Annotated in this window: 20 protein-coding genes and 3 pseudogenes; 10 read left to right on the top strand and 13 right to left on the bottom strand. The window is 69.6% G+C overall.

Annotated elements, in window-relative coordinates:
* Positions 1–722: 722 nt before the first annotated feature.
* Positions 723–1,604: a sigma-70 family RNA polymerase sigma factor gene (locus ACQPZG_RS04615; protein WP_433544463.1), complete on the bottom strand. Its 882-nt coding sequence runs from the start codon at positions 1,602–1,604 to the stop codon at positions 723–725.
* A gap of 108 nt (positions 1,605–1,712) precedes the next feature.
* Here ACQPZG_RS04615 and ACQPZG_RS04610 point away from each other — a divergent pair, with 108 nt between their 5' ends.
* From ACQPZG_RS04610 to ACQPZG_RS04600, 3 genes are all read left to right on the top strand, one after another.
* Complete coding sequence (locus ACQPZG_RS04610) at positions 1,713–2,486, top strand: SDR family oxidoreductase (protein WP_433544644.1); 774 nt, start codon at positions 1,713–1,715, stop codon at positions 2,484–2,486.
* A gap of 1,037 nt (positions 2,487–3,523) precedes the next feature.
* Positions 3,524–4,936 (top strand): hypothetical protein, encoded by a 1,413-nt coding sequence (locus ACQPZG_RS04605; protein WP_433544462.1) that lies wholly within the window; start codon positions 3,524–3,526, stop codon positions 4,934–4,936.
* A gap of 641 nt (positions 4,937–5,577) precedes the next feature.
* Positions 5,578–6,114, top strand: coding sequence for a helix-turn-helix domain-containing protein (locus ACQPZG_RS04600; RefSeq protein ID WP_433544461.1), 537 nt, complete (start codon positions 5,578–5,580; stop codon positions 6,112–6,114).
* Between the two features lie 598 nt (positions 6,115–6,712).
* On the opposite strand, the pseudogene ACQPZG_RS04595 reads toward ACQPZG_RS04600, so the two are convergent.
* The 3 genes and pseudogenes from ACQPZG_RS04595 to ACQPZG_RS04585 form a co-directional block, all read right to left on the bottom strand.
* Positions 6,713–6,844, bottom strand: a pseudogene (locus ACQPZG_RS04595) (IS630 family transposase); the annotation flags it as partial.
* A gap of 87 nt (positions 6,845–6,931) precedes the next feature.
* Entirely contained in the window at positions 6,932–7,453 is a 522-nt protein-coding gene (locus tag ACQPZG_RS04590; protein ID WP_433544460.1) for an HAD domain-containing protein, read from the bottom strand.
* 761 nt (positions 7,454–8,214) lie between these two features.
* Positions 8,215–8,398, bottom strand: a pseudogene (locus ACQPZG_RS04585) (hypothetical protein); the annotation flags it as partial.
* A 239-nt stretch (positions 8,399–8,637) separates the two neighbouring features.
* Between ACQPZG_RS04585 and ACQPZG_RS04580 the strand changes: the two are divergent.
* Positions 8,638–8,919, top strand: a complete 282-nt coding sequence (locus ACQPZG_RS04580) for a hypothetical protein (protein ID WP_433544459.1) — start codon at positions 8,638–8,640, stop codon at positions 8,917–8,919.
* Between the two features lie 276 nt (positions 8,920–9,195).
* On the opposite strand, the gene ACQPZG_RS04575 is transcribed toward ACQPZG_RS04580, so the two are convergent.
* Positions 9,196–10,671 (bottom strand): serine/threonine-protein kinase, encoded by a 1,476-nt coding sequence (locus ACQPZG_RS04575; RefSeq protein ID WP_433544458.1) that lies wholly within the window; start codon positions 10,669–10,671, stop codon positions 9,196–9,198.
* Between the two features lie 1,171 nt (positions 10,672–11,842).
* Here ACQPZG_RS04575 and ACQPZG_RS04570 point away from each other — a divergent pair.
* Entirely contained in the window at positions 11,843–12,094 is a 252-nt protein-coding gene (locus tag ACQPZG_RS04570) for an acyl carrier protein (RefSeq protein WP_433544643.1), read from the top strand.
* Between the two features lie 705 nt (positions 12,095–12,799).
* On the opposite strand, the gene ACQPZG_RS04565 is transcribed toward ACQPZG_RS04570, so the two are convergent.
* The 7 genes from ACQPZG_RS04565 to ACQPZG_RS04535 all read right to left on the bottom strand — a co-directional run bounded on the left by ACQPZG_RS04565 (position 12,800) and on the right by ACQPZG_RS04535 (position 17,637).
* Positions 12,800–12,982 (bottom strand): hypothetical protein, encoded by a 183-nt coding sequence (locus ACQPZG_RS04565; RefSeq protein WP_433544457.1) that lies wholly within the window; start codon positions 12,980–12,982, stop codon positions 12,800–12,802.
* Positions 12,979–13,209, bottom strand: coding sequence for a hypothetical protein (locus ACQPZG_RS04560; RefSeq protein ID WP_433544456.1), 231 nt, complete (start codon positions 13,207–13,209; stop codon positions 12,979–12,981). The genes ACQPZG_RS04565 and ACQPZG_RS04560 overlap by 4 nt, the downstream gene beginning before the upstream one ends.
* Before the next feature lie 276 nt (positions 13,210–13,485).
* Positions 13,486–14,118, bottom strand: a complete 633-nt coding sequence (locus ACQPZG_RS04555) for an ATP-binding cassette domain-containing protein (RefSeq protein ID WP_433544455.1) — start codon at positions 14,116–14,118, stop codon at positions 13,486–13,488.
* A gap of 1,330 nt (positions 14,119–15,448) precedes the next feature.
* A complete protein-coding gene (locus ACQPZG_RS04550; protein ID WP_433544454.1) occupies positions 15,449–15,829 on the bottom strand; it encodes a hypothetical protein in 381 nt (126 codons plus the stop codon).
* A 49-nt stretch (positions 15,830–15,878) separates the two neighbouring features.
* A complete protein-coding gene (locus ACQPZG_RS04545; protein WP_433544453.1) occupies positions 15,879–16,256 on the bottom strand; it encodes a hypothetical protein in 378 nt (125 codons plus the stop codon).
* 133 nt (positions 16,257–16,389) lie between these two features.
* Positions 16,390–16,707: a hypothetical protein gene (locus ACQPZG_RS04540; RefSeq protein WP_433544452.1), complete on the bottom strand. Its 318-nt coding sequence runs from the start codon at positions 16,705–16,707 to the stop codon at positions 16,390–16,392.
* A 3-nt stretch (positions 16,708–16,710) separates the two neighbouring features.
* Complete coding sequence (locus ACQPZG_RS04535) at positions 16,711–17,637, bottom strand: dihydrodipicolinate synthase family protein (protein ID WP_433544451.1); 927 nt, start codon at positions 17,635–17,637, stop codon at positions 16,711–16,713.
* A gap of 71 nt (positions 17,638–17,708) precedes the next feature.
* Here ACQPZG_RS04535 and ACQPZG_RS04530 point away from each other — a divergent pair, with 71 nt between their 5' ends.
* From ACQPZG_RS04530 to ACQPZG_RS04510, 5 genes and pseudogenes are all read left to right on the top strand, one after another.
* A complete protein-coding gene (locus tag ACQPZG_RS04530; protein ID WP_433544450.1) occupies positions 17,709–18,644 on the top strand; it encodes a LysR substrate-binding domain-containing protein in 936 nt (311 codons plus the stop codon).
* A gap of 175 nt (positions 18,645–18,819) precedes the next feature.
* A complete protein-coding gene (locus ACQPZG_RS04525) occupies positions 18,820–19,152 on the top strand; it encodes a metalloregulator ArsR/SmtB family transcription factor (RefSeq protein ID WP_433544449.1) in 333 nt (110 codons plus the stop codon).
* On the top strand, positions 19,149–19,910 hold the full coding sequence (locus ACQPZG_RS04520; protein ID WP_433544448.1) for a DUF2071 domain-containing protein: 762 nt from the start codon (positions 19,149–19,151) through the stop codon (positions 19,908–19,910). The genes ACQPZG_RS04525 and ACQPZG_RS04520 overlap by 4 nt, the downstream gene beginning before the upstream one ends.
* Positions 19,877–20,208, top strand: a pseudogene (locus tag ACQPZG_RS04515) (alpha/beta hydrolase); the annotation flags it as partial. The gene ACQPZG_RS04520 and the pseudogene ACQPZG_RS04515, both read left to right, overlap by 34 nt.
* Before the next feature lie 192 nt (positions 20,209–20,400).
* On the top strand, positions 20,401–20,991 hold the full coding sequence (locus tag ACQPZG_RS04510) for a TIGR04222 domain-containing membrane protein (RefSeq protein WP_433544447.1): 591 nt from the start codon (positions 20,401–20,403) through the stop codon (positions 20,989–20,991).
* A 46-nt stretch (positions 20,992–21,037) separates the two neighbouring features.
* Here the strand turns inward: ACQPZG_RS04510 and ACQPZG_RS04505 are convergent, their stop codons facing one another.
* Positions 21,038–21,580, bottom strand: a complete 543-nt coding sequence (locus ACQPZG_RS04505) for a DinB family protein (RefSeq protein WP_433544446.1) — start codon at positions 21,578–21,580, stop codon at positions 21,038–21,040.
* Positions 21,581–21,816 lie beyond the last annotated feature (236 nt).

Here is a 21,816-nt window from a genome sequence, read left to right as displayed (position 1 = left end):
CATCCCGCATCACATCCTGCATCACGACCGGTGAGCAGATGAACTCTGTGCTGTTGCAGGGTGGCGAGTCGCTGGTCGCAGCCCGCAACAGGCTCGTGGAAGAACATGAGTGGGAGTGCCCCACGGGCATGGCTGGTCAGGGACCGGTCAATGGTCGCTGTCAGGGACCGGTCAGTGGCCGCCGACCGGTTGGCCGTTGCTCGCATGACCGGGCCGCGGTGGCCGAAGCCGTGTCGCCTGGGCTTGGTCCGTGCCGCTCCGGGCAGCCGGAACGACCGGCGCGCCAGAGGTGTGTCCGGCCGGGCCGACGCCGTCGTGGCTGACGCCGTACGCCGAGCCGAGGAGGCAGCGCAGCCGGGCCGCGGCGACGGCGGCCGGGAACAGGAGGCGTGGCGTCGGCATCGAGGGCGGCGAGCGCGCCGAGGAGGGCGTCGAGGGCTCCGCGGGCGGCCCCGGGTCGTCGGCCCGGGGCCGCTTCCGTGCGGGGCACGGCTCATTCGTGAGCCACCCCCGGCCCTCAGGCCCGGCGGCAACGTACGTCGCGGCCAAGCCGTCCCCAGTACGCGGACGTGACCCGAACCGGCGTCCGGCCCGGCCGGTTGCCCGTTGGGCGGGCGCAGCATCGCGGAAGGTGCGCATCGTCGGCGCGGAAGAGTTGTTCACGGCCCGCCGACACCAGGCAGCCAGTACTCCAGCACGGCCAGTGCCGTCACTGGATCTGCTCAGAGCGCCGTCACCTCGACACCCGCCAGCGTCTCTCGCTCGGCGAGCACCTCCACTTCGGTGATCAGCCCACTCTCCTCCTGCACTGCGAACCGCAGGATCAGGCGCAGCCCACGTCCCTGGGCCATGAGCAGTCCGCATTCACCGTCCAGAAGCGCCACCCCGGTCGCCGCAGCCCGCTCGATGGCCGCCATGGCCCCCTTGGCGACGGTGTGCGCACCGAGGATCACGACCGGTTCGGGGGACGGGATCACGGCGGGGTCCGCGGTCAGCACGACGTCCGGATGCAGCAGAGCGACCAGTGCCTCGAAGTCACCGGCTCTGGTCGCGGCGAGGAAGGCGTCGACGACTTCTCGCTTTCGGCTTTGGCGTACGTGCCCGGTGGGGGGTGGGGTGCCGCGGACGCGTCGCCGGGCGCGGCTGGCCAGTTGGCGGGCGGCGGCCGGGGTCTTCTCCAGCATCACGGCGATGTCGTCGAACGACACCGCGAACAGGTCGTGCAGCACGAACGTGAGACGCTCCGCCGGCCCCAGCGTCTCCATGACCACCAGCAGCGCCACGCCGACCTCGTCCGCCATCTCGGCCTCGGCCGCCGGATCGACCACCGTCGCCGCTCCTTGCGTCTGAGGTACTCCGTCGATGTCGTCCTCGCGTCGGGCCTGCCGTGCGCGGAGCAGGTTCAGGCAGACTCGCGAGACGATCGTGGTCAGCCAGCCGCCGATGTTGCGAACCTCGGCGATGTCGGTGGTGCTCGCTCGCAGCCAGGCTTCCTGGAGCGCGTCGTCGGCTTCGGTGAGCGAGCCCAGCATGCGGTAGGCCACCGCCCGCACATGAGGACGGTGCGCCTCGTACCGCTCGGCCTGAAGAAATTTCTCCGCCATCTGTCACATCCCCTCGCGCAGCCGTGTCAGTGAAGCAGAACGACCACGGCGAACCCCGCACCGCTCCCCGCGGTGCCCTACCGAGGAGACACCCTCATGACCGCCAAGATCAATACCCCCGTCCTGGTCACCGGTGGCACCGGTACCATCGGCCGCCGCACCGTCCCGCTCCTGGTCGCGGCCGGACGTACCGTCCGTGTCCTGTCCCGCGGCGGCCGGCCCGAGGACATCGCACCGCACCCGCACGTGGAGTACGTGCGGGCCGATCTGCTGGCCGACGGGGAACTGGACCCGGCGCTGATCGGCGGCGCCGGGAGCGCACTGCACCTGGCCGGTGGGCCGAAGGGCGACGACGTGGCGACTGCGCGACTGGTGCGGGCGGCGCAGGCCGCCGGGACGGTGAAGCACCTGGTCCTGGTGTCGGTGGTCGGCGCGGACGCCATGCCGCTCGGGTACTTCCGGGCGAAGGCGGGCGCCGAGCGGGCCGTCATGGAGTCGGGGATCGGCTGGAGCGTGCTGCGGGCCGCGCAGGTGAACGAACTGCTGTTGAAGATGGTCGCGGCGATGCGCCGGATGCCGCTCGTGCCGGCACCGGGCGGCCTGCGCTTCCAGCCCGTGGACGCCGCCGCGGTAGCCGCCCGGCTGGCCGAACTCACCCTCGCAGACCCGGCCGGACGCGTGCCCGACCTGGCCGGACCGGGCGTGTACACGCTGCCCGAACTCGCCGCCGCCCAGCGCGTCGCCGCCGGCGCCAAGCCACGCCCCGCCCTGCCTGTCCGCCTCCCCGGCAAAGTCGGCCGCGCCTACCGAGCCGGCGCCAACCTCACCGGTGACGACGCCCGGATCGCCGGCCGCGACTGGAGGGAATTCCTGACCGCGTAAGGTGCCGCCCGACGACAACCGCGGTACGGACAACGCGGTACAGCGGATCACTGCACTGAACCGGACTTCGTAGCGGCCTTGAAGCCAGGGATGGGCGCCTCGGCAGCTGGGGTCACACAGGTCCGATGCCTGCGCCACGGAAGCACCCCCGACGAGCTGCGTGAGCGAGCCGTCCTGCGAAGTCCAGGACTTCGGCCGTCCGTTTGCCCCTGTCGCAAGGGCCGGCGCATCCCACGAGGAGGCTGCCTACGCTGCTGGATCCGCCAGCCCGGGGGCGGACAGGAGCGACCGGCCTGATCTGCCGACCACCGCCGCACGGACCGATCCGGACCAACTCCGCAAAGGGGCCGCCCAGTTCCGCCGGACGAACGAGACCCCGAAGGCCGCCTCGGTGTCTTTTGCGAAGGAGCTCGACCGGCCCCGCATCGCGGTCGTCCGGTCAAGCCGCCGGGTCCTCGCGGACGGTCTCCGTCAACGTCGGCATCTCACCGAGCGCGTCCCCCGCCGTTCCGTCACACCTCGCACACCAGCTCCTCGAACACCGAGCACGCCGCCTCGTGACCAGCTGTGCGAGCTCCGTAGGACGCAGCCCGCGCCGCCCGCGGCCCCCGCGGAGATCCGGTCATCACGCAGGAGACCCTCGGGCCCCGTCCTCGGATGACCGGATCCCCGGGGCTCACCCCAGAACGGCGCAGGGCCGTAGGCGGACGGCAGCGGTGCATGATCTCGGTCTGCCAGGACAGCGGGAGCCGTACCCGGCCCCGGTGCGCACGACCGCGGTCGTCGTGACGGCGGTCGGCGTGTCCGTCGTAGCCGTCATCCCTCATCGGCGGGCCCTCGCCGGGTCGGTGCTCCTGACACAAGCCTCGACGGTTGCCCCGGCCGTGGACCCCGCGAGCTCACACGGGGCGCCCTTCGGCGCGAGTCCCACGGTTGGCGGTCCGCCGAGCGCGCTCCGGCCCCCGCATGGAGCACATGGGGCATGCGTGCTTTCCCCGACGGGAAGGGCTTGCCGGAAGTCCGAACAAGGGAGCGACGTGACGCTGGTAGCGAATGCAGTGGACGAGGACCTGGCGCCCGAGGACGTGGTGAGCAAGTGGCATGAGCTACTCAAGGAGCCGGGGGCGGCGGAGGCGACGTACGACGAGTTGGTGTCAGGGCAGCGGGAACTGGGGCTCGCGTATGGAGAGCGCCCGCTGACGCGTGTGCTGCGCCCGCGGCTGGTCACTGCCGCTGAGCACCGGTACGTGGCCGAGGCGGCCGAGCAGGTGGCGCGGGCCGCGCGTCGGCTGGCCGCGCAGCTGCTTTCGCCGGACAGCGGGCTGCCGGCCGCGGTGCGCGACAGCGTCGTGCTCGGTCCTGCGGAGAAAGCATTGGCGCAACTGCCCTACCCCGAGGAAGGGCTGAGCCCGTTGGGGAGGCTCGACGGCTTCGGTTTCGGGCCGGGGCTGCGGTTCGTGGAGTACAACGCCGACAGTGCCGCCTGCATGATGGCTCAGGAGCAACTGGCGCAGGTCTATCGCACCACGACCGTCCTGAAACAGCTGGGCACTCTCATCGAGCTGCGGTCGCCTCCCCTGCTTGATGCTGTCGTCGCACTCCTGTTGAACGCCTGGCGTCAGGCGGGCGAGCCCGGGGAATCACCGTGCGTAGCTGTGGTGGACTGGCCGGAGGGCTCCTGGCTCGGGGAGTTCGATCTGCTGTGCGCGGCCTTTGAGGCTCGGGGAATTCCGGCATTCGTGTGCCCGCCGGAGGCGCTGTCCTTCGCTCGCGGTCGGCTTTCGGGCTGCACGGCCGAGGGAGCGGTGCGCCCCGTCACCCTGGTCTACCGGAGGGTCCTTGTCACAGATCTGCATCGCAGGCTGGGGGTGGACGTGCTGCAGCATCCTCTGGTTCGTGCGGCGGCGGAGGGGGCCTGCGCCGTGGTCAACCCTCTTGCTGCGGACCTCGCCCAGCGTAAGTCCCTGTTCGGGCTGCTGAGTGACGAACGGGTGCTGAACTGGCTTCCTCGCGAGGAGGCTTCGGCCGTTGCCCGACACGTGCCGTGGTCCCGCCCGTTGAGCGCGGGACGCACGACGTACGCGGGCGAAGAGGTGGACCTGTTGCCCTTCGCCCGCCGGCACCGCCGGCGGCTCGTTCTCAAGCCTGACAACAGCTACGCCGGGCATGGTGTGGTGTGCGGATGGCAGACCTCCGCCGCCGCCTGGGAATCGGCTCTGGCGAAAGCGCTGACCGCCCGGCATGTCCTGCAGGAACGGGTGAACCCCCTACAGGAAGACGTCCCCTTCCTCGTCGAGGGGCGGCCCGCCCTGCAGAGCAGGATCATGGGCACAGATCCCATGCTCCTGGACGGACGTGTGTCCGGCTTCCTTTCCCGCATCTCATCGAATGCCGTGATCAGCGTCTCCGCGGGGGGCGACCTCTTGCCCGTGTTCACCTGCGGCGCCTGAAGACGTCTCGCCCACGTCCCCGGTCGAGAAGTGCCGGGTCTTGAGGTACGAAACCCTGCTCGCGGGCACCGTGCTCGCGCGGGGCCCGCAGCCGGCAGCCCTGCCACGCGCGTACGTCAGCGGATGAGCGGGGGACCGGTTCCTCCGCACCCGCCCACGGGCAGTCCATGCGGACATGGGTACGGGGGCCCGGTGCCCAAAACACTCCGGAAGCAGTTCCACCGGCAGCCCCTCGGGACGGATCTACGGTACGGGCGAGGGCCCCTCATCGCCCTGGTGAACCGGCTGTCTGCCGAGCACGCCGCGCCGCCGAGCCGGCCCGCGCGCTTCCGGCGCAGCGGCCGGGGGCCCGGTATTCCCCGCTCCCCCGGGCGTCGTGCCCTGTCCTTGAGCGGCCGAAGGCATTCCACCCGTGCCCCCGGCACACGTACGACAAGCGCGCCGGGCACGAGGCATCGCCCTACACCAGGCCGAACCCGCACCAGTGCGCGAAGAGGCCCGCAGACGCTGCCTACCGGGGAGCGGGTCGTGGGATGTGCCCCTGGAGGAGGAGGGCGAGCAATGTGTGGCTAGTGTGATGCGCCAGAAATCCTGAGGCCAGTAAGTACTCTGTTGTCAGGTCGCGTTCGGGGCCTTCTGCTGTGGCGATCACGTTGTCCGAGGCCGAGCGTGCCGAGTTGTTGCGCCGGACAGAGGTGCCGCACCGGCGCTCGGCTAAGAAGGCCCGCATCATCCTGGCGTGTGCTGACGGCATGTCAAACGCGGCTGTCGCACGGCTCGTGGGTATCCAGGCCAAGACGGTCGGCAAGTGGCGTCGGGCTTTCGCGGCGGAGCGGATGGCCGGGCTTGAGGATGCCGGACGGATTGGCCGGCCGAAGGCCGATCCGATCCTCGACGAGACTGAGCGCAGGCAGCTGCAGCAGTGGGCGCGGCGGGCCAAGACTGCCCAGTTCCTCGCGTTGCGAGCCAGGATCGTGCTGCGCTGCCCGTCGTCGACAGGGCAAACGTTGCCTGACGCGGCAAGGGTCGCCCTCGACGGGGAGGACTCCTACGCCAGGGCCTACTGCATCGAGGTCTCGGCTGGCGGCGGGGAGTGGGAGACCGTGTGGTCCATGGAAGCGGGTGACGGCGGACTGGAGACGGCCAGATTCGCCCCGTGGGCCGTCTACGGTGCCTGACCACGCTGACGGCCCCCACGGACCGGCCTACTGCGATCACGCCATGCTCCGTCCGAGGCGTGAGGGGGAAGTCCATGGCTGAGCTGGCCTGGTCGCTCGCGGGGTTCATGGCCGTGAGCGTGGCCTACCTGATATGGCGCCGCAGACGGCCTCGCCGCCGTCCGGGGATCGATCGGTTGTTCTGGGCGGTGGCGCTGACGTGGACGGTCTATTTCCTCATCTCGGGGGCGTTGATCCTCCACTCTCACTTCTTCGTTCCCGCCAAACGGGAGATCACCGACGGCCAGCTGTGTACGGCGACCGTCGTGTCCCTGGCCGAAGGGACCTCCCGGATCAATGGCCGGGACACGTTCGTGGTCGACCTCCGGGTACAGCCCGAAACCGGCTCCTCCTACCGGCTGACCGTGTCCGAGGCGTTCAATGCCGTAGAGGCGGGGCGGCTGGGTGCCGGAGTCTCACGTTCCCCTGCGTCGTCGACCGCCACGACACCTCACGCATCGAGGTCTTCTGGCTCGAAGACCCCGAGCCGTAATCCGCATCCCCCTCGGAACCGGTTGACGCCAGACCCGTGGCGTCCGAAAGAACGGTCCTATAAACGCCCACGCGCGGACAGCAGCACCATCTGCGCCCGCCGCCAGGCCGCCACCGACCCGGTGCCGCGGCGAAAGATCCGCAGCAGCCGTCTGCCCTCGTCATCGTCGATCTCGCGTACCCATACTCGTTCTGCCACCCGGACAGCCTTGCGGCGACGCTCTGCCGGACCAGCATCCAAACGGCGCGTCACGTCACTGCAGAGCAAAGGTTGTCTGACGCGGCGCTAGCTGTCGATCACTGTGGAACCCCAAGCGCCCCGTAGCCATTGACCGAGGACTACGAAGTCTTCGGTGGTGAGGCCGCGGGACGACGCGACGCGATGGAGAAGGGCTGGGGCGGGATGGTGGATGGACACCCAGTCCCGATCGGCGTCGGTGATCTCGTCGTCGACCCAGACGAACGGGCGCCCGTCCGCCCATGCCACCAGGCTCCTGGTCTTCCAGTGGAGGCCGAACCACTTGTCCTCGCGTTCCTGAGCCTCTGAGGGTTCCGGCCAGAGCACGACCGGCAGGGGTGGCAGGCCGAGCCGCGGTGCGATATCGGTGTTCGCCGCTTCCTGCCAAGTGGTGGCCCAGACCAGTTCGCACGGCAGTGCCGCGAGGCGAGGCCCGACGCGAAGGTCGAGTCGCGTCAGGTGCGAATCTGCGGCGGTGCCTGACGGCTCGCGCCGCGGGCCGTCGCCGAACGGCAGGAGCGGTCCGTCGACGTCCAGGAACAGCAGAGGGCGTTCCTCACGCTCACTCATGCCGCGTCCCCCTGCTCACAGTCGACCGGGACACCGCGTTCGATGCGGGCGTCGTTCCGGACGCGGGCAACGAGGTGGGGTGCGGCGCTCGCGCGTCAGCGGCTCTGGGCGGACCCAGCGAGTTTGAACGCCATCGCCAGGGCCCTGACCGGGCTGCCGGCGCTGCGGCAAGCATCCGAGAAGCTCCCTCACGGACGATGGCGTCCATCAGGGAGCCGCTCTGGGGGTTGCCGTCCTCGTTGACTGCGTTCAGCACGGGCATGCCTTCCCGACCGCGCTGCAACGCGGGCCTGCTCGATGACCAGAAGTCGATCACTCGGAAAGGTACGCCCTCCGCATTCCACGAGGCAAAGGGCTCAGAAGCCCTCGCTCGCTGACGCAGCGTCTCCAGAGGTGCCCTCCGGGACGTCGACCCTGCGTGGGAGTGCCGCGCAGGTGCGGCGGTGCTTGATCGTGCTGGTACGCACTGGTCCTACCGGAGCCGCGCCGGCCGATGACGAAACCTGGCGGCGACCCCTGCGAAAGTCTTGCGTGTCGGGATGCGGAGTGCGGGATGGGGAGTGCGCAGATTTGGAGGTAAGCGACGACGATGGACCACTGCACCGAAAATCTGTACAAGACCCGGGCACGCTCGACGTCGACGGCGTACTGAAGTATCCGAAGCCCGCGGTGTTGCCGTTACCGCGGGCGCGGGAGCCGACTGCTGCTCGTCACTGGTCATGCCGGCAGCTGGCTCCCACCGTGCCCGAGCCGTCGGCGCCCTATCGCCGCTTGATCGCAGAGCTTCTCCAGCGTTGCATCTCCAGTGTCAGGACGGCCTTGGCGATTGACGTCATGCGGTGGGGAACCGCACCGGGACCTGCGGACGGTCCGCCAGGACTTGACGGGCGCGATGCCGCGTTCGACGGGTGCTCGTGCCGCGGCCAGGACACGGTTGTGGGTCTTCGGTGGATTGACGTGCACCTCTTGCTCGCAGGCAAGATGACCAAGGCATCTCAGCTCTCGTTGCGGCTGTCCTCTTCGCGCAAGGCGGTACAGCGGGTGTTCCTCCTGCGGCGAGGACGCGTTCCTCGAAGGGCACGTGCATGCCTTCCGGGCGCTGGGCGGCAGAGCTCGTGGCCGGATCCCCTGCGACAACCTGCGGGCCGCGGTCGAGCGGGGCCCGGGGCCTGTCCAGGGCCGGGGTGGGAAACGACCGCTGGACAGCCTTCCGCCCGCACTGGGGCGTCGATGCCCTCTCCTGCCCTCCCGGCATCGAGGGCGCCCATGAGAAGGGCGGTGTCGTGGGGCAGATCGGCTCCTGTCGCCACAACCACTTCGCCCCCGTCCGCGAGTTCGCCCTGCTGACCGAGCTGCCCGCCACGGTCGACCAGTGGGACTTGGACAACGAGGGCCGGCCTTCACGGTCCAAGACCCGCACCGTCGCGAGTACTTCGCTCAGGAACAGCCGCTGCTTCCGCCATTGACCTGCGAGGTGATCTGGAAGACAGTCCTCAACGCCTTCGACATCACCTTCGACGGCCGACTCTCCGCAGCCCGCCGGCAACCCTTGACAGACCGATTCGCACCACTCGTTTGACAGACCCGGATGTGGTCACAGGATCTGCCGTATCGAGGCGAGTTGCGCGGTGGCGCCTCGTGACGAACGGCAAGTTCGTCGTACCCGTGATGACGGCGCAGCCTGCTCAGGCTCCTCCACACGCTCCAGTCCGCGCAGAAGGGTGTCGTCGTGAGGATCGCGGCTATCGGCCGATGTCGACTTCGAGTTGGTAAAGGCCGCCGAGAGGATGCTTGGCGCTTCCGGCCGTCAGGTTCAGGCGCAGTGAGGCACGCCTGACGGCTGGTTGGTCGTTCGGGGCAGTGCCTGCGACCTGGATGGGGCAGCCCTTCTCGGAGCTCAAGCAGGTGCTGCTCCCGGTGAAGTCGACCGCAGCCACACCGGGGAGCATGGTGAGCCACCGCTGTGCGCCGGCTGCTTGGAAGTCGCACTGCTTGTTCCCGGCGCATTCTGCCGCGAAGGTGATCCGCGCCCGGTCCTCGGACACACGGGCCTCGGACTCGCGGCGGTAGTCGTCGGGGGACCCGAACCTTTCGGCTGCGCGCAGATTGGCCTGGTACGTGGAGTTGAAGGCGTCGGAAGTCATCAGCACGTACCCGGTCACCGACGCGGCCACCACGGTCAGGGCCGCGGCAGCGCTGAGCACGGTCCGGCGTGTGGACCAGCGGCGGCGGGGTACAACGGGGCCGCGCGGGGCGGCCATCGGAGCGGCGGCGGGCGTTGCCCGCCGACCGGGAGGAGGCGGTGCGGTCGCGGTGACGGTAGGGGGCTGCGGCACCGGGGAGGGCGACTGCAGGGGTGGATCGGCGGGAGCAGAGGGAGCCGGCGTCCGGAGCGTGACAGGCTGCGCCAGCCGCGCTTGCAGCTGGTCCATCGTCAGCCGCTCGGCCGGATTCTTGCGGAGCAGCCCCGTCAGCGCGGAAGCGAGGGGACCGGCCAGCAGGGCGGGCGCGGGCTCCTCCGTCGCCACCGCGACCAGAACAGCACTCGGGGTCGTGGCGGCGAACGGTGCTCGGCCCTCCACCGCGGCATAGAGCGTCGCTCCCAGCGACCACAGATCCGACTCGGCCGTAGCGGCTTGCCCGCGTACTTGCTCGGGTGCCATGAACGCGGGCGTCCCCATGATCATGCCGGTGGCCGTGAGCGTGGCGTCTCCCTCAACAGCCGCGATCCCGAAGTCGGTCAGCACGGCCCGGCCCTCTTCGAGGAGGATGTTGGCGGGCTTGATGTCCCGATGTGTGATCCCCATCCGGTGCGCGGCGCTCAGCGCGGCAGTCACCTGTAGCCCGATGTCCGTGACTTCCTGAGGCGGAAGCGGGCCCCGTGCCTCGATGAGGTCGGCCAGGGACCCGCCGGTCACCAGCTCCATGACGATCCATGGCCGTCCGTCGGCTCCGGCTATCCGGTCGTACACCGTGATGATCCCCGGATGCTTCAGCCGCGCCGCGGCGCGGGCTTCCCTGTCGAGCCGCGCGATCCAGAGCGCCCGCTCGGCGTCCCCGAGGTGCTCGGGCAGCCGCAGCTCCTTGACGGCCACGTCCCGCGCCAGCTGGGCGTCGTGGGCCCGCCAGACCGCACCCATGCCGCCCTGACCCAAGAGGTGCAGCAATTGGTAGCGCCCTGCGAGGAGTTGACTGTCTCTATCGTTCACGGAACGCATATTAGAGCGTGCTTGTGATGGTGATCAGCGTCAAAGAGCTGGCACGGCTGATGCTGTGGCCCACGGGACGGTGCAGAGGTTCGCCGGTGCCGACGACGCGATGTCGGCGAACGGGCGCGGACGGCAAGGACTTGTGACGCGTGCGGGCGCACAACGGTGCGTGGACCGTCTGGATGTTGAACTGCAACGACTGGCCGGGCGGCCCGTTGTGCCCGAGAACGTCGTAGGTGCACATTCCGGCCCTGACCCGATGTGCAACCGTCGTTGACGAAGTTCACCGTCGTCGAGCGCGGCGTCGTCCGGCGAGGCGGTTGTCTCTTCGGACAGAGCCTCATGCGATCCGGCTCGGCGAAAAGGTCGGCAGTACGCTGAAGCGAACGTGTCACCGTCAGACCGCTGAGTCCCGGTCTTCGTGCATTGCGGGGCAGGCACGGATCGACGGCGCCTGCGTCAGGTCCTCTCCCCGAGTGTCGGTGAGGCAGGTCCTGGCTTCCGCACCGGCATGCCTGTGCGTGGCCGGTGCTCCCGCTGTTGCTGTCGGCGTCAGGGCCATGCGCAGCGTGGGCGGCGCTCAGGTCGGACAGGCCGCCACGCCCCCCGCCCCGCCGGCCGCCATGCCCGAAACCCGGGCGGGCACCGTCTTCCTGACCGTCGCCGAGACCACCGACGCACACCCGCTGGCCGTCGCCCTCACCGATGCCCTCACCACAAGCGGCGGCCTGGCCCCCGCACCGGCCTCGGCCCCCACGTCCCGCCAGGGATGGCAGCATCTTCTGGCCACGGCCGCCAATGAGAAGAGCGCAGACACCCTGGCCCTCGTGCTTCTGCTCGGCGAGACGGATGAGCACTCCCCCGAAGCCGTACTGGCACGCGCCACACAGCGGGCGGAGATGCTGCGCACCTGCTCGGCCGCCTGCACAGACCCACCGCGGGGCCTGAGAACAGAACTGTGGATCGTGACGCGACCCTGCGGCATCGCCGACCGGGCAGCCAACACGCACCCTGCCGACGCCGTGCTGTGGGGCCTGGGACGCGTCGCGGCCAACGAACTGCCCGACCTCAACGTGCGACGACTGTCGCTGCACCGCAGCGACAACCCCGCCGAAGACGGACGACGACTGTCCCGTGAACTGTTCTTCCCCAGCGACGAGGACGAGATGACTCCTACGGCCTGGACTCGCTCATGGCCGCGGAACTCCTCGTCACCCTTCAGACCCGCTACGAGATCGAAATTCCGCCCATGGAACTCCTGCGCAACGCCAACGGCACCCTCGCCGACATCTCCAAGCTCGTGTACCTGCGCCTGGGTCTGAGCGGCAGCACACCTCCCCCCGGCGCCCTTCCCTCCCCGCGCGAGGCGGATGCCTCCGCGCCCACCACTTCCGCGGCCGCTGCAGAAGAGGCAGCCGCAAACCGGACCTGAGCCTCTCTCGCCACACGGTGACGTGACGCGGACAACAGTTGATCCGCTCCGTCCGCCCCCCGGCGGGCGGGGCCGGCCGCGGTCGCCGTGCACCTCGGCGTCGGCGACTTCCCGCGGTCGGCCGGCCGGGTCGCGGACCGAGCTCGGGTCGAGGCGCGGTCCGCCTCGACCCGGGGGGTCGGTAGCTTCCGCTGGGCAGTGCGGAGAGCGCGCTACGGGACCGCGTGACGAAGTCGCCGCCCTGGTCGACGTGTACGAGGTGGGCGTCGGGCCCGGCACAGTTTTGGCAGCCCCCGCGCTGTCTGGAAGCACCGCGGTACGCGGCCCCGCGCGGGCGTTCCCATCGCGGAGGGATCGGAGACACGGACGATCCGGGCAGTCCCACCGGCCTTGCCTACTGCCCGCCGTACAGCGGTGTGTGCTCTCTGCTCTCTGCGCGCGGGCAAGCCCCTGCCCTCGCTTTCCCCCAGGCGGAGGGGCAGCGGCCGCGCTCCTGGAGGCCGTCCTCGTCCGTCGGTCGGCCCCGCCCGACATCAGGCTCATCACGCCGCCCATGTCGGTCCTGCCATGTCGGTCCTGACGCCCTTCTCGACGCCCCGCCCACTCCCCGTGCGGCCTGAGCATCCGCCGCCGCGAAGCCGACCTCGCACGGGCCCTGTGGGGAAACACCCGATGGCCGGTTGGTTCCGTTGCGGAGGCGGGCGCTCAGGTGTCGGGCAGCTCGATCGAGCGGCGCATCTCTTCCTCGTATGCGGTGCGCTGTTCCGGTACGGGCCGGCAGGCGATGGCGTCCACGTGGAGCAGGTCGTCCATCCGGTCGAGCAGGGCAGCCGGGATCAGGCTCGTACAGGGCAGGACCCAGCCCAGCCACCGGGGTGCATAACTCACAGCTCCCCTCGTAGGAAGGAACCAAGCATGAGCCCGAAGGCGCCGTACGTGACGTTGGCCGCCAGCAGGGAACCAGCCAGCCACCAGAACTGCTGGACCGGCAGCGAGAGATGGAGCAGCAGCGCCGTGTAGAGACTCAGCGCAGTGGCAACGGCAAGCAGTGAAGTGAACCGCGCACCCAGCAGTTCCAGCCGGGAGTACCCCGCCATCACGAGGCGGTGGTCCATCCCTCGCCTTGATCGTCACCATGAACATCATGAACCCGATCACCGTGGTCACCGCGTTCAGCACACCGGCGAGCTGCGCCACCTGATTCGAATCCAGCAGTTCCTGCAACCCGGCTGCTTTGACGGAGAACGGCCGCACCGAGGAGTAGGCGGAGACGCGCACCAGCGCGATCCACAGCGGGAGAAAGACGAGAGCCAGCGCCATCGCCAGCCGATTGCGGAGGTGGCTCACCAGCATGCTTCCCAGCATCACGCCGAAGCCTGTCAGGAGGGACGTCATGTGCTGCTCGCCTCTTGGAGGAAACGGCCCCGATGCAGGTGCCGGACGGCGTCGAACTGTTCCTGCTCGTGCACCAGATGGGTCACCACGAGGACGGAGCGGCCTGCCGCTCGCAGTATGGAGGCGAGTTCCCAGAACCGCCGGTGGGTGTCCCAGTCGAAGCCCTGGTACGGCTCGTCCAGGACAAGGAGCTGCGGGTCGTGCATCAACGCGAGCGTCAGGTTGAGCTTCTGTCGCGTACCGCCGCTGAGTGACGCCACCCGCGCGTTCTCGCAGTCCTCGAACCCGAAGAAATGCATCAGCTCATGGGCCCGCCTCAGGTCATGCAGGCCATACGCAACCTGGAACAGTCGCAGGTGCTGGCGCACGGTAAGGGTGTCATTCAGCACGGCCACCTGCGGGCAGTAACCGAACGGCCCCACACGCTCGACACCGCCCCGGTCGGCGGCTACCTGCCCCACCGCGATACGCAGCAGTGTGCTCTTCCCCGCCCCGTTCTCCCCTACGACCGCTACCAGCGTTCCAGCTCGGACGCAAAGATCGGCACCGGACAGTACTTGCCGACGTCCGTACGCCTTCCATACGTCATCGAGGCGCAAACACTGCCGAGTGCTGGGCATCTGCGTCATCGCACTTCCTGCCGGGTCAGCGAGATATGGCAGCAGGGCACGCGCAGGGCACGTCTCCCGCGATGGTGCACCGACCACCGCGGGATGTGCGTGTTCCACCTACGGTTGACCGCTTCGAAGGCGTCAGACGACCAGCGTGCCCTGGAACGGCATGTGCCTGGCCCCTCCTCTCACGATCCCACCGCCCGCCAGTCGCCCCGGAAATGTTGTTGCCCGATGAGCGCCACAAGCAGTGCGTCGTGCCGCAGACATCGCGCGACCCAAGGACGCCGCGACCCCAAGGACACACGGCATCAGCGGCCTGGTCGGCGAACACGGAGACCGGGGCCGGCGGAAGAGGAGAGCGCGTCATGAGGGCTCTCCCGGTCCGCCGACGTACAAGCCCACCTCTTCTGCGGAAGGCTTGGCCAGGAAGGACAGGGCTTGTCCGGCAAGCGCTGAGCGGTGCCCGTGGAGCCCCCGGCTCGTCGGCCCAACGAAGGTGACACGGCACCATTGTCCAACGATCACGCCCGCCCCGACGCCCACGCCGACCGCGAGCGTCACAGGGGTATGTACGCACGAGGCGGCGGTGCACGACGTGGGCCGGGAGTCCCACCCGCTCGCGGTGCCCCGGCCTACGCAGCATCTCGGGCAGCGAGCGCGCCGTTCACCATGCTGGCGACCGCAGCACGCAGGCTGACGACAGTGTTGAAGCAGTCGCGTCGTGTCAGGCTGACTGACTGATGCTCGCGTTGCGCGAAGGGCCGAAGGTGATGACGCCCTCAGTGCCGCACGGGACACGGTATGGTCCCGGGTGCGCGCCGGATGGGTTGCGCGCCGTCGGCGGCTTCCCCAGCGGCAGCTGCGTCTCCTGCCCCGCCCCTGGCGCGCTCCCACTCCCCCGTGACCATCGCGTCGAACGCCTCCGCTCGTACCGACCGGTCCCCGTCGAAGCGGGCCGTGGCGTACAGGGCCTGCCACGGGGCCTGGACCCCGGGCGCGCAGGCGTCACCAGCGCCACGCCGGTACCGGATCACGCGCAGCACCTGCTCGCTCCACACCCGGACCCGGCCGGAGCGGTGCACGCCGCGCCGCGCCGCACCACCGTCTGCCCGCCTCGCAGGTCTTCACCGGGCGCCTCCCGCGGCCGGGATGGTCCGGCCACGGGGGCGCCAGCTCAGTGCACAGGGACAGGGCGGGCAAGCCGCCGTTCGAGATGGCTCGCCCGGACACCGGACAGAGTCCTCGTGACGGAGGCGTGCCCGGTGTGGCGCGGTGTCAGCGGCCCGGATTCGTGCGGCCGTTGGTGCCGCGGGCGCTCCTTCCCAGGCACCTGTACGGGCGGTGATCAGCAGTTCCGTACCGGGTCGGTCTCGCTGTAGATCGCGGTGTCCTTCATGAAGCCCAGCTTGCCGTTGTCCGCGACAGTCATCAGCCAGCGGGTCGGGTGCGGGCCGCCGACCCATGCCTGACCGTCGAGCTTGCAGTAGAACCAACTCGGGTTGGAGTACATGTACCCAACAACCTTGGTGGGGTCCGGGTACAAGTGGTTGTTGCCGACGGTGCCGTACACCGGCGCGCCCGATACGTTGTTGCAATACCACTTGATGCCGCCGTCGTTCGTCCAGCAGCCCGGTGCCGCCTGGGCGGCCGGCGCCGCCACGACACCGATCCCCACGGTCAGTGCCGCGGCTGCCAGCACTGCTCCGAGTCTCCTGCGCATACGCATGTGTCTCTCCGCATCGCTCGTCGGTCGGCACGCCGGTCGCGGTGTGCCGTCAGTCACTGGCAAGGACGCAACGGCTGCGTGAGAGGTTCCGTGCGAGTGTGCCGGTGGAGGCGGTGAGGTTTCTGCGGTTGGGGCGCGCGTCGGAGGTGCAGCCGCGGCGCGTGCGCTGGGTGTTCCAGGTGTCCGCGACCGTGGTGAGTCGGCCGGTGGCGTCGTACCGGTGGTAGGTCTGGTCGGACCAGCCCGTGCGGGAGGCGACTTGGCCGTGGGTGGGCTCGGTGACGATGTCGCAGTAGACGATCGTGCCGTCGCTGTCGCGGGTGTAGGTCCGGTCGACTTCTGCCTCTCGGCATCCCGCCCGATCCGGTGCAGCAGCCGGTGGATGCGGTCGCGATCCGCGTGCCCGGCTTCCTCCGCCAGCGTCCATTCGCTTCTGCGCGGCAGCGGCACCACCTGTGGAGGCAGAGCGTGCCGGTGATGGAGTTCAGGGTCTTCTCGGTGACGTACTCCCAGATGCCCGGGGCGGTGCCGGGATCGGTGTGGGCGGGCTGGCTAGCTGGCTAGCTGGCTGGCTGGCTGACTGGCTGGCTGGCTGGCTGGCTGGCTGGCTGCAGCAACTGGCCGAACGGGTCCTGGAGAGCGCCCCGGAGGGCGAGATCACCGATCGCCTCGGCGGGCACCAACGCCGAAGTAGAGGTGCCGTACAGATCCGCTCCCCGAGCTCCGCCACCGGTCGTGTGCACCCCGGACTCCGGCACCGGCTCGAGTGTCGACGCGGGCGTCAGCGTCTCCGACGACGGCAGGTCCCGTCCGGCCCCGCCGGTCGCACTCATGCCGCTTGCGTCGAAGCCCGGGTTCTTCCGGCCGATCACGGGCATGTGTCAGATCGCGACCCCCTGGTGGACTTGGTGGGGTCGGGTGGTGGCCAGGGCCGCCGCCCGTCGGACGGAGTCGGCGGAGGCGGCCAGCAGAGGCAGCCGGACTGCCGCGCTGGGGATGCGGCCCTGGGCGTGCAACACCCCCTTGATCACGGTCGGGTTCGGCTCGGTGAAGAGCGCGGCGGACAGCCGGGCCAACTCGGCTCCCAGCCTTCGGGCCGGTCCGACAGCGTCGCCCTGCCACTGCGAGATCAGCTTGGCGAAGTCAGCAGTGCGGACATTGGCCGACGCCAGGATGCCGCCGCTGGCGCCCGCCGCGAGCAGCGGCGAGATGACGGCGTCATCGCCGCCGAGCACCGCGAAGTCTGGTCCTGACGAGCTGAGCAGCTCCATCGTGGCGGCGTCGATCGCGCCGGTCGCGTACTTGACCCCGACGAACTCCGGTAGGCGCCCGAGTGCGTTCAGAGTGAGGGTGCTGAGGGGCTGACCGGTGCGGTACGGGATGTCGTAGACGATCAGCGGCACACCCCCGTGCTCGGCGAGTGCCATGAAGTGTGCCAGCGTTCCCGCCTCACCGGGCCGGGTGTAGGGCGGAGCGGGAACCAGCGCCGCAGCGACGTCACCGCTCTGAGCGAGCTCCCGCAGCGTCCTGATGGCGGTGGCGGTGTCGTTGGTTCCGACGCCGACGATCAGCGGAGCTTGGTGTGCCCGGCACGCGGCCGCGCAGATGCGGACCACGGCCCGCTTCTCCTCGGTGGTCAGCGTCGCCGCCTCGGCGGTAGTGCCCAGTGCAACCAGCCCGCGGGCGTCGCCGGTCGACAACGTCTCGTCGGCGAGACGGGCGAGCGCGTCCGGGGCGAGGCGGAGGTCGTCGGTGAACGGAGTGATCAAGGGGACGAACAGGCCGGTGAGGTTCGCTTCGGGCTTCATGCGCTCAGCGTGACCGACACCAACCCGGTAAATCCAGTTCATGTATTTACGCTCATGCGTAAGCTCAACTTATGCTCGATGTCCGACGTCTTCACCTGCTGCGCGAACTGGACCGACGCGGCACCATCGCGGCTGTGGCCGAGGCGCTGAGCTTCACCGCCTCCGCCGTCTCCCAGCAGCTGAGCGTGCTCGAACGCGAGGCGGGTGTGCCCTTGTTGGAACGGAGTGGCAGACGAGTGGTGCTCACGCCCGCGGGCCGCATCCTCGTCGTCCATGCCAACGCCGTTCTCGAACGTCTCGAACTCGCGGTTTCCGAGCTCGCCGAGGCACGCGAGGGTCTCGGCGGACCACTGCGGATCGGGACCTTCCCCTCCGGCGGCCCCGCGATCGTGCCTGCCACCCTGGCCGAACTGGCCCGGCGGCACCCCGCGCTGGAACCGATGGTGCGGGAGATCGACTCGGCGCGAGTCTCCGACGGCCTGCGCGCCGGCGAACTCGACGTGGCTCTCATCCACGACTACGACTTCGTTCCCGCGTCGCCGGACACCGCGGTCGATCAGGTGCCCTTGCTCAAGGAGCCGATGTACCTGGCCACGGGCAGCACCGCCGACGACGCTTTCGCCGCCGGTCCTGCCGCCCGCGGGGACACGCTGGAGGAGCTGCTCGGACCGTGGAGCACGTCCCCTTGGATCACAGCTCGGGACGGTACGACTGGTCACGCGATGGCAGTACGCGCCTGCCAGGCCGCCGGTTTCCAGCCGCGCATCCGCCACCAGGTCAACGATTTCCGTACGGTCCTGGCACTGGCCGCGATCGGGCAAGGTGCCGGATTCGTACCGGAGATGGCCACCGCACAGGCCCCCGAGGGCGTGGTCCTGACCCGGCTGCCCCTGTTCCGTCGCTCGAAGGTCGCCTTTCGCGCGGGCGGCGGCACGCACCCGGCGATCGCAGCCTTCGTGGCGGCGGCGCGCACAGCGGTGGGTGCCACGGGCGGTGCCACCTCTTAGGTACGGGCGGCTCCGGCACGCGGAGCACCCCGAGAATCCCAAGCACCCGAAAGCTCTGCGCAAAGCTTCCTGCCTCACCACTGCGAACGGGGAGCCCGGTGCGTACGGAGCCCTGCGTCGCGGCAGACCAATGAGCCCATTGTGAGATACTTAGCTAATATGCTAAATATCTCACATGACAGAAGCGCAGGACGAGGCAGGGGCCTTCCGGGCACTCGCGGACCCGACGAGGCGTCAGATCCTTGAGGACCTCAGAGGCGGTGAGCTCGCGGCAGGCGAGATCGCGAGCCGGTTCGCGATCAGCGCGCCGTCCGTTTCACGGCACCTCGGCGTGCTGAAGGCAGCGGGTCTGGTCACCGAACGCCGGGACGGCAACCGGATCCTCTACACACTGGCCGAGGACCGCCTGGCGACCTGCATCGGCCGGTTCCTGAGCGCCGTCTGCCCCGAACAGATCGTCCTTCGCCACACCACATGGCGTCCCGGGGCGCCGAGCGAGGGATCATGAGACAACTGCGCCTGTCCAGCGTCGTCGAACGACGGCTTCTGGTGAACTACCGGATCGCCCCGGACGCCGCCGCACGCCTGCTTCCCCGGCCGCTGCGCCCGCAACTGGTGCACGGCCACGCGGTCGCGGGCATCTGCCTCCTGCGGCTGGGAAGCGTCCGGCCGGTCTGGGCACCCACGGCGCTCGGGCTGCGGAGCGAGAACGCGGCACACCGGATCGCCGTCGAATGGGACGGACCGGACGGCGTCGAGTCCGGCGTCTACATCCCGCGTCGCGATACCGCCTCGCGGCTCAACGTCTGGGCCGGAGGCCGCGTCTTCCCCGGCGAACACGGCCGCGCCGACTTCGAGGTGCACGAGACACCGAGCCGGATACGTGTCGCCTTCGCCACCCGGGACGGCGACACCCAGGCGGACGTCACCGTGGAGACATCCGACGAACTGCGGGGCAGCGAACTCTTCGCGGATCTGACCGAGGCATCCCGCTTCTTCCAGGACGGGGCCAAGGGCTACTCGGCCACCAGGTCCGGCCGCCATCTGGAGGGCATGGAACTGCACACCGACGCCTGGCACGTGGAAGCCGGCCGGACCGACTCCGCTGCCTCGTCCTTCTTCGACGACGCGGACCGCTTTCCCCCAGGGAGCGCAACCCTGGACTGCGCCCTGATCATGCGCAACGTTCCCGCCAACTGGCGCCCGCTCCCCACCATGGGCGCCGATTCACGATCGGCGGCCCGGTCGGGTACTCAGCGGGAGTGACTTCTCTCGGAACCGGGCTGGCGGTGGTCCAGCCGCATATCATGGCCGCCGTTCCGTTGGCGGAGAGCTTCGTACCTCGTGCCCTGTTCGAGAAAGCTCGGCAGGTGACCATTCTGCTGCACCTCCGGGTCCGGTGGGCCGACGAATCAGAGACGAACGGCAGGCGGCGGCCCTGGACCTGTTCGACGCCTTCGGGCCCAAGGGGCGGACGCTGCACACCTACATGGGCGGGCACATCGGCGCTCCACAGGTCGCGGGGGATGCTGCCGCCCAGTTCTTCTCCCGACACCTGAGATGACGCCGGGCACCGTCAGGCCACCGGCAGACGGCAGCCGTGTCGGCCAGGGTGCTGCCCGTCCGGCCGACAGCGGCCGCGAGAGGGTCCGATGTCCTGTGCCACCCCAAGTTGATCGCGTGCCCGCACACTCCGAGGGACAGGGATAGCTGCACTGCCAGCTGACAGATGCAGGCCGTGACGGGGAGGGCTGATATGCGGTGGGTGTTCCGGTGGATCGTCAGGAGTTCGGGCGAGACGAGACCCCTGGACGTGTATGACGTCGCGTTCCTGGCGGGCGGGGCCCAGCATGTCGTGGACAGTGCGGTCACCACGCTGCGCCGTCTCGGGCTGCTCGTGGTGAACAACGCACAGGTCCGTTCCGTGCGGGGGAAGCAACCTCTGCATCCGGTCGAGCGCGCGTTGGTCGCATGCTGCAGGCACCCGACAGACATCGACAAGGTACGAGCCGTCCTGCAACGCTCCCCGGAGATGGAGACGATCGGCCGCGGGCTGGCCACGTGGGGCCTGGTGGCGGGCGCGGAGCGTCACACGACCCCGGCGGGCCGGCGGCATCTCCAACAGGCCCAGCTCGACCCGCGCATGCCGGCGTACGTCTTCCCTCGTCGCAGCCCGCGCCGGGAAGAGGCCGTGCCACCCCCAGCGGGCCAGCCCCCACGGCGGCGGTCGGGCCGCAATCGTCGCTACGGCGGCTCCGGCCCCGGCCTGGATGCGGATACTCACTCCGGCGGCGGTCACAGCGGCGGTCACAGCGGCGGGGGTGGTGGGGGCGGGGGCGGCGAGTGAAGTAGCCATGGAGCGTCACGGAGTCCGCGTTCGGTGCGGGTAGGGCTCAGTCCTGCCAGCGGTAGAGGTCGCGCAGCAGGGAGATCTCGGCGCCGTGATGGATGAGCTCCCTGTTGACGTGCAGAATCCTGTTCTCCATGGGAAACCGCTCGGGACCCACCGGAGGCGGATTGTCCAGGTCGGAGTCCGAGAGCTCGCGGACCCCTGCGTTCCATCTCCCGTACATCTCATCGAGCTGTTTGAGCGCTTCGTCAGCGGTCCCCGCGTAGGCGAATGTCTCAGAGTCGGTCTCCTGGTCGCCGAAATACCATTCGACCCGATAACTCAGGCACGAGACGATGATGTGCGCCAGACGCCAGGCGATCGTGGTCACCGGTGCCGGAACCGGGGCAGGGGACGCGGAGTCCATGGTCCATTCCCCCGAGCCTGCCAACATCGGTGCGCCAGACGTGCCACGTGGCCGGATGCTCCAGCAGCCGCGCACCGGTTCCCAGAAGTACTCCTCGTCGGTGAGACCGTCCAGCCGTGGCCGCAGGTTCTTGCGCCAGTACCAGTCCAACTGCTCCGCGAGCCGCTCGCTTCTTGTCATCGGCGCACACTACAGAACCGCCGAGCAGAGTGATCATCGCCGTCGCGGTCATCCTCCGCTGTCGGGAACCCCGCAGACAATCCCTCACTTGCACAGAAGTGAATTGATCGGCAGCGGCCTTCGCCGACAGGCGATCAGCACCCACTGACACAGGTCAACTGTGCTGCGCCCCGGGAACGCGAGCATCCATCGCCGCCTCGGGTGTCGCGCTGACTGTCACGGCTGGGGGAGACCGG

The organism is Streptomyces sp. CA-294286, assembly GCF_050947155.1.
Classification (GTDB): Bacteria; Actinomycetota; Actinomycetes; order Streptomycetales; family Streptomycetaceae; genus Streptomyces.
This window is presented reverse-complemented; position numbering and strand designations above follow the sequence as displayed.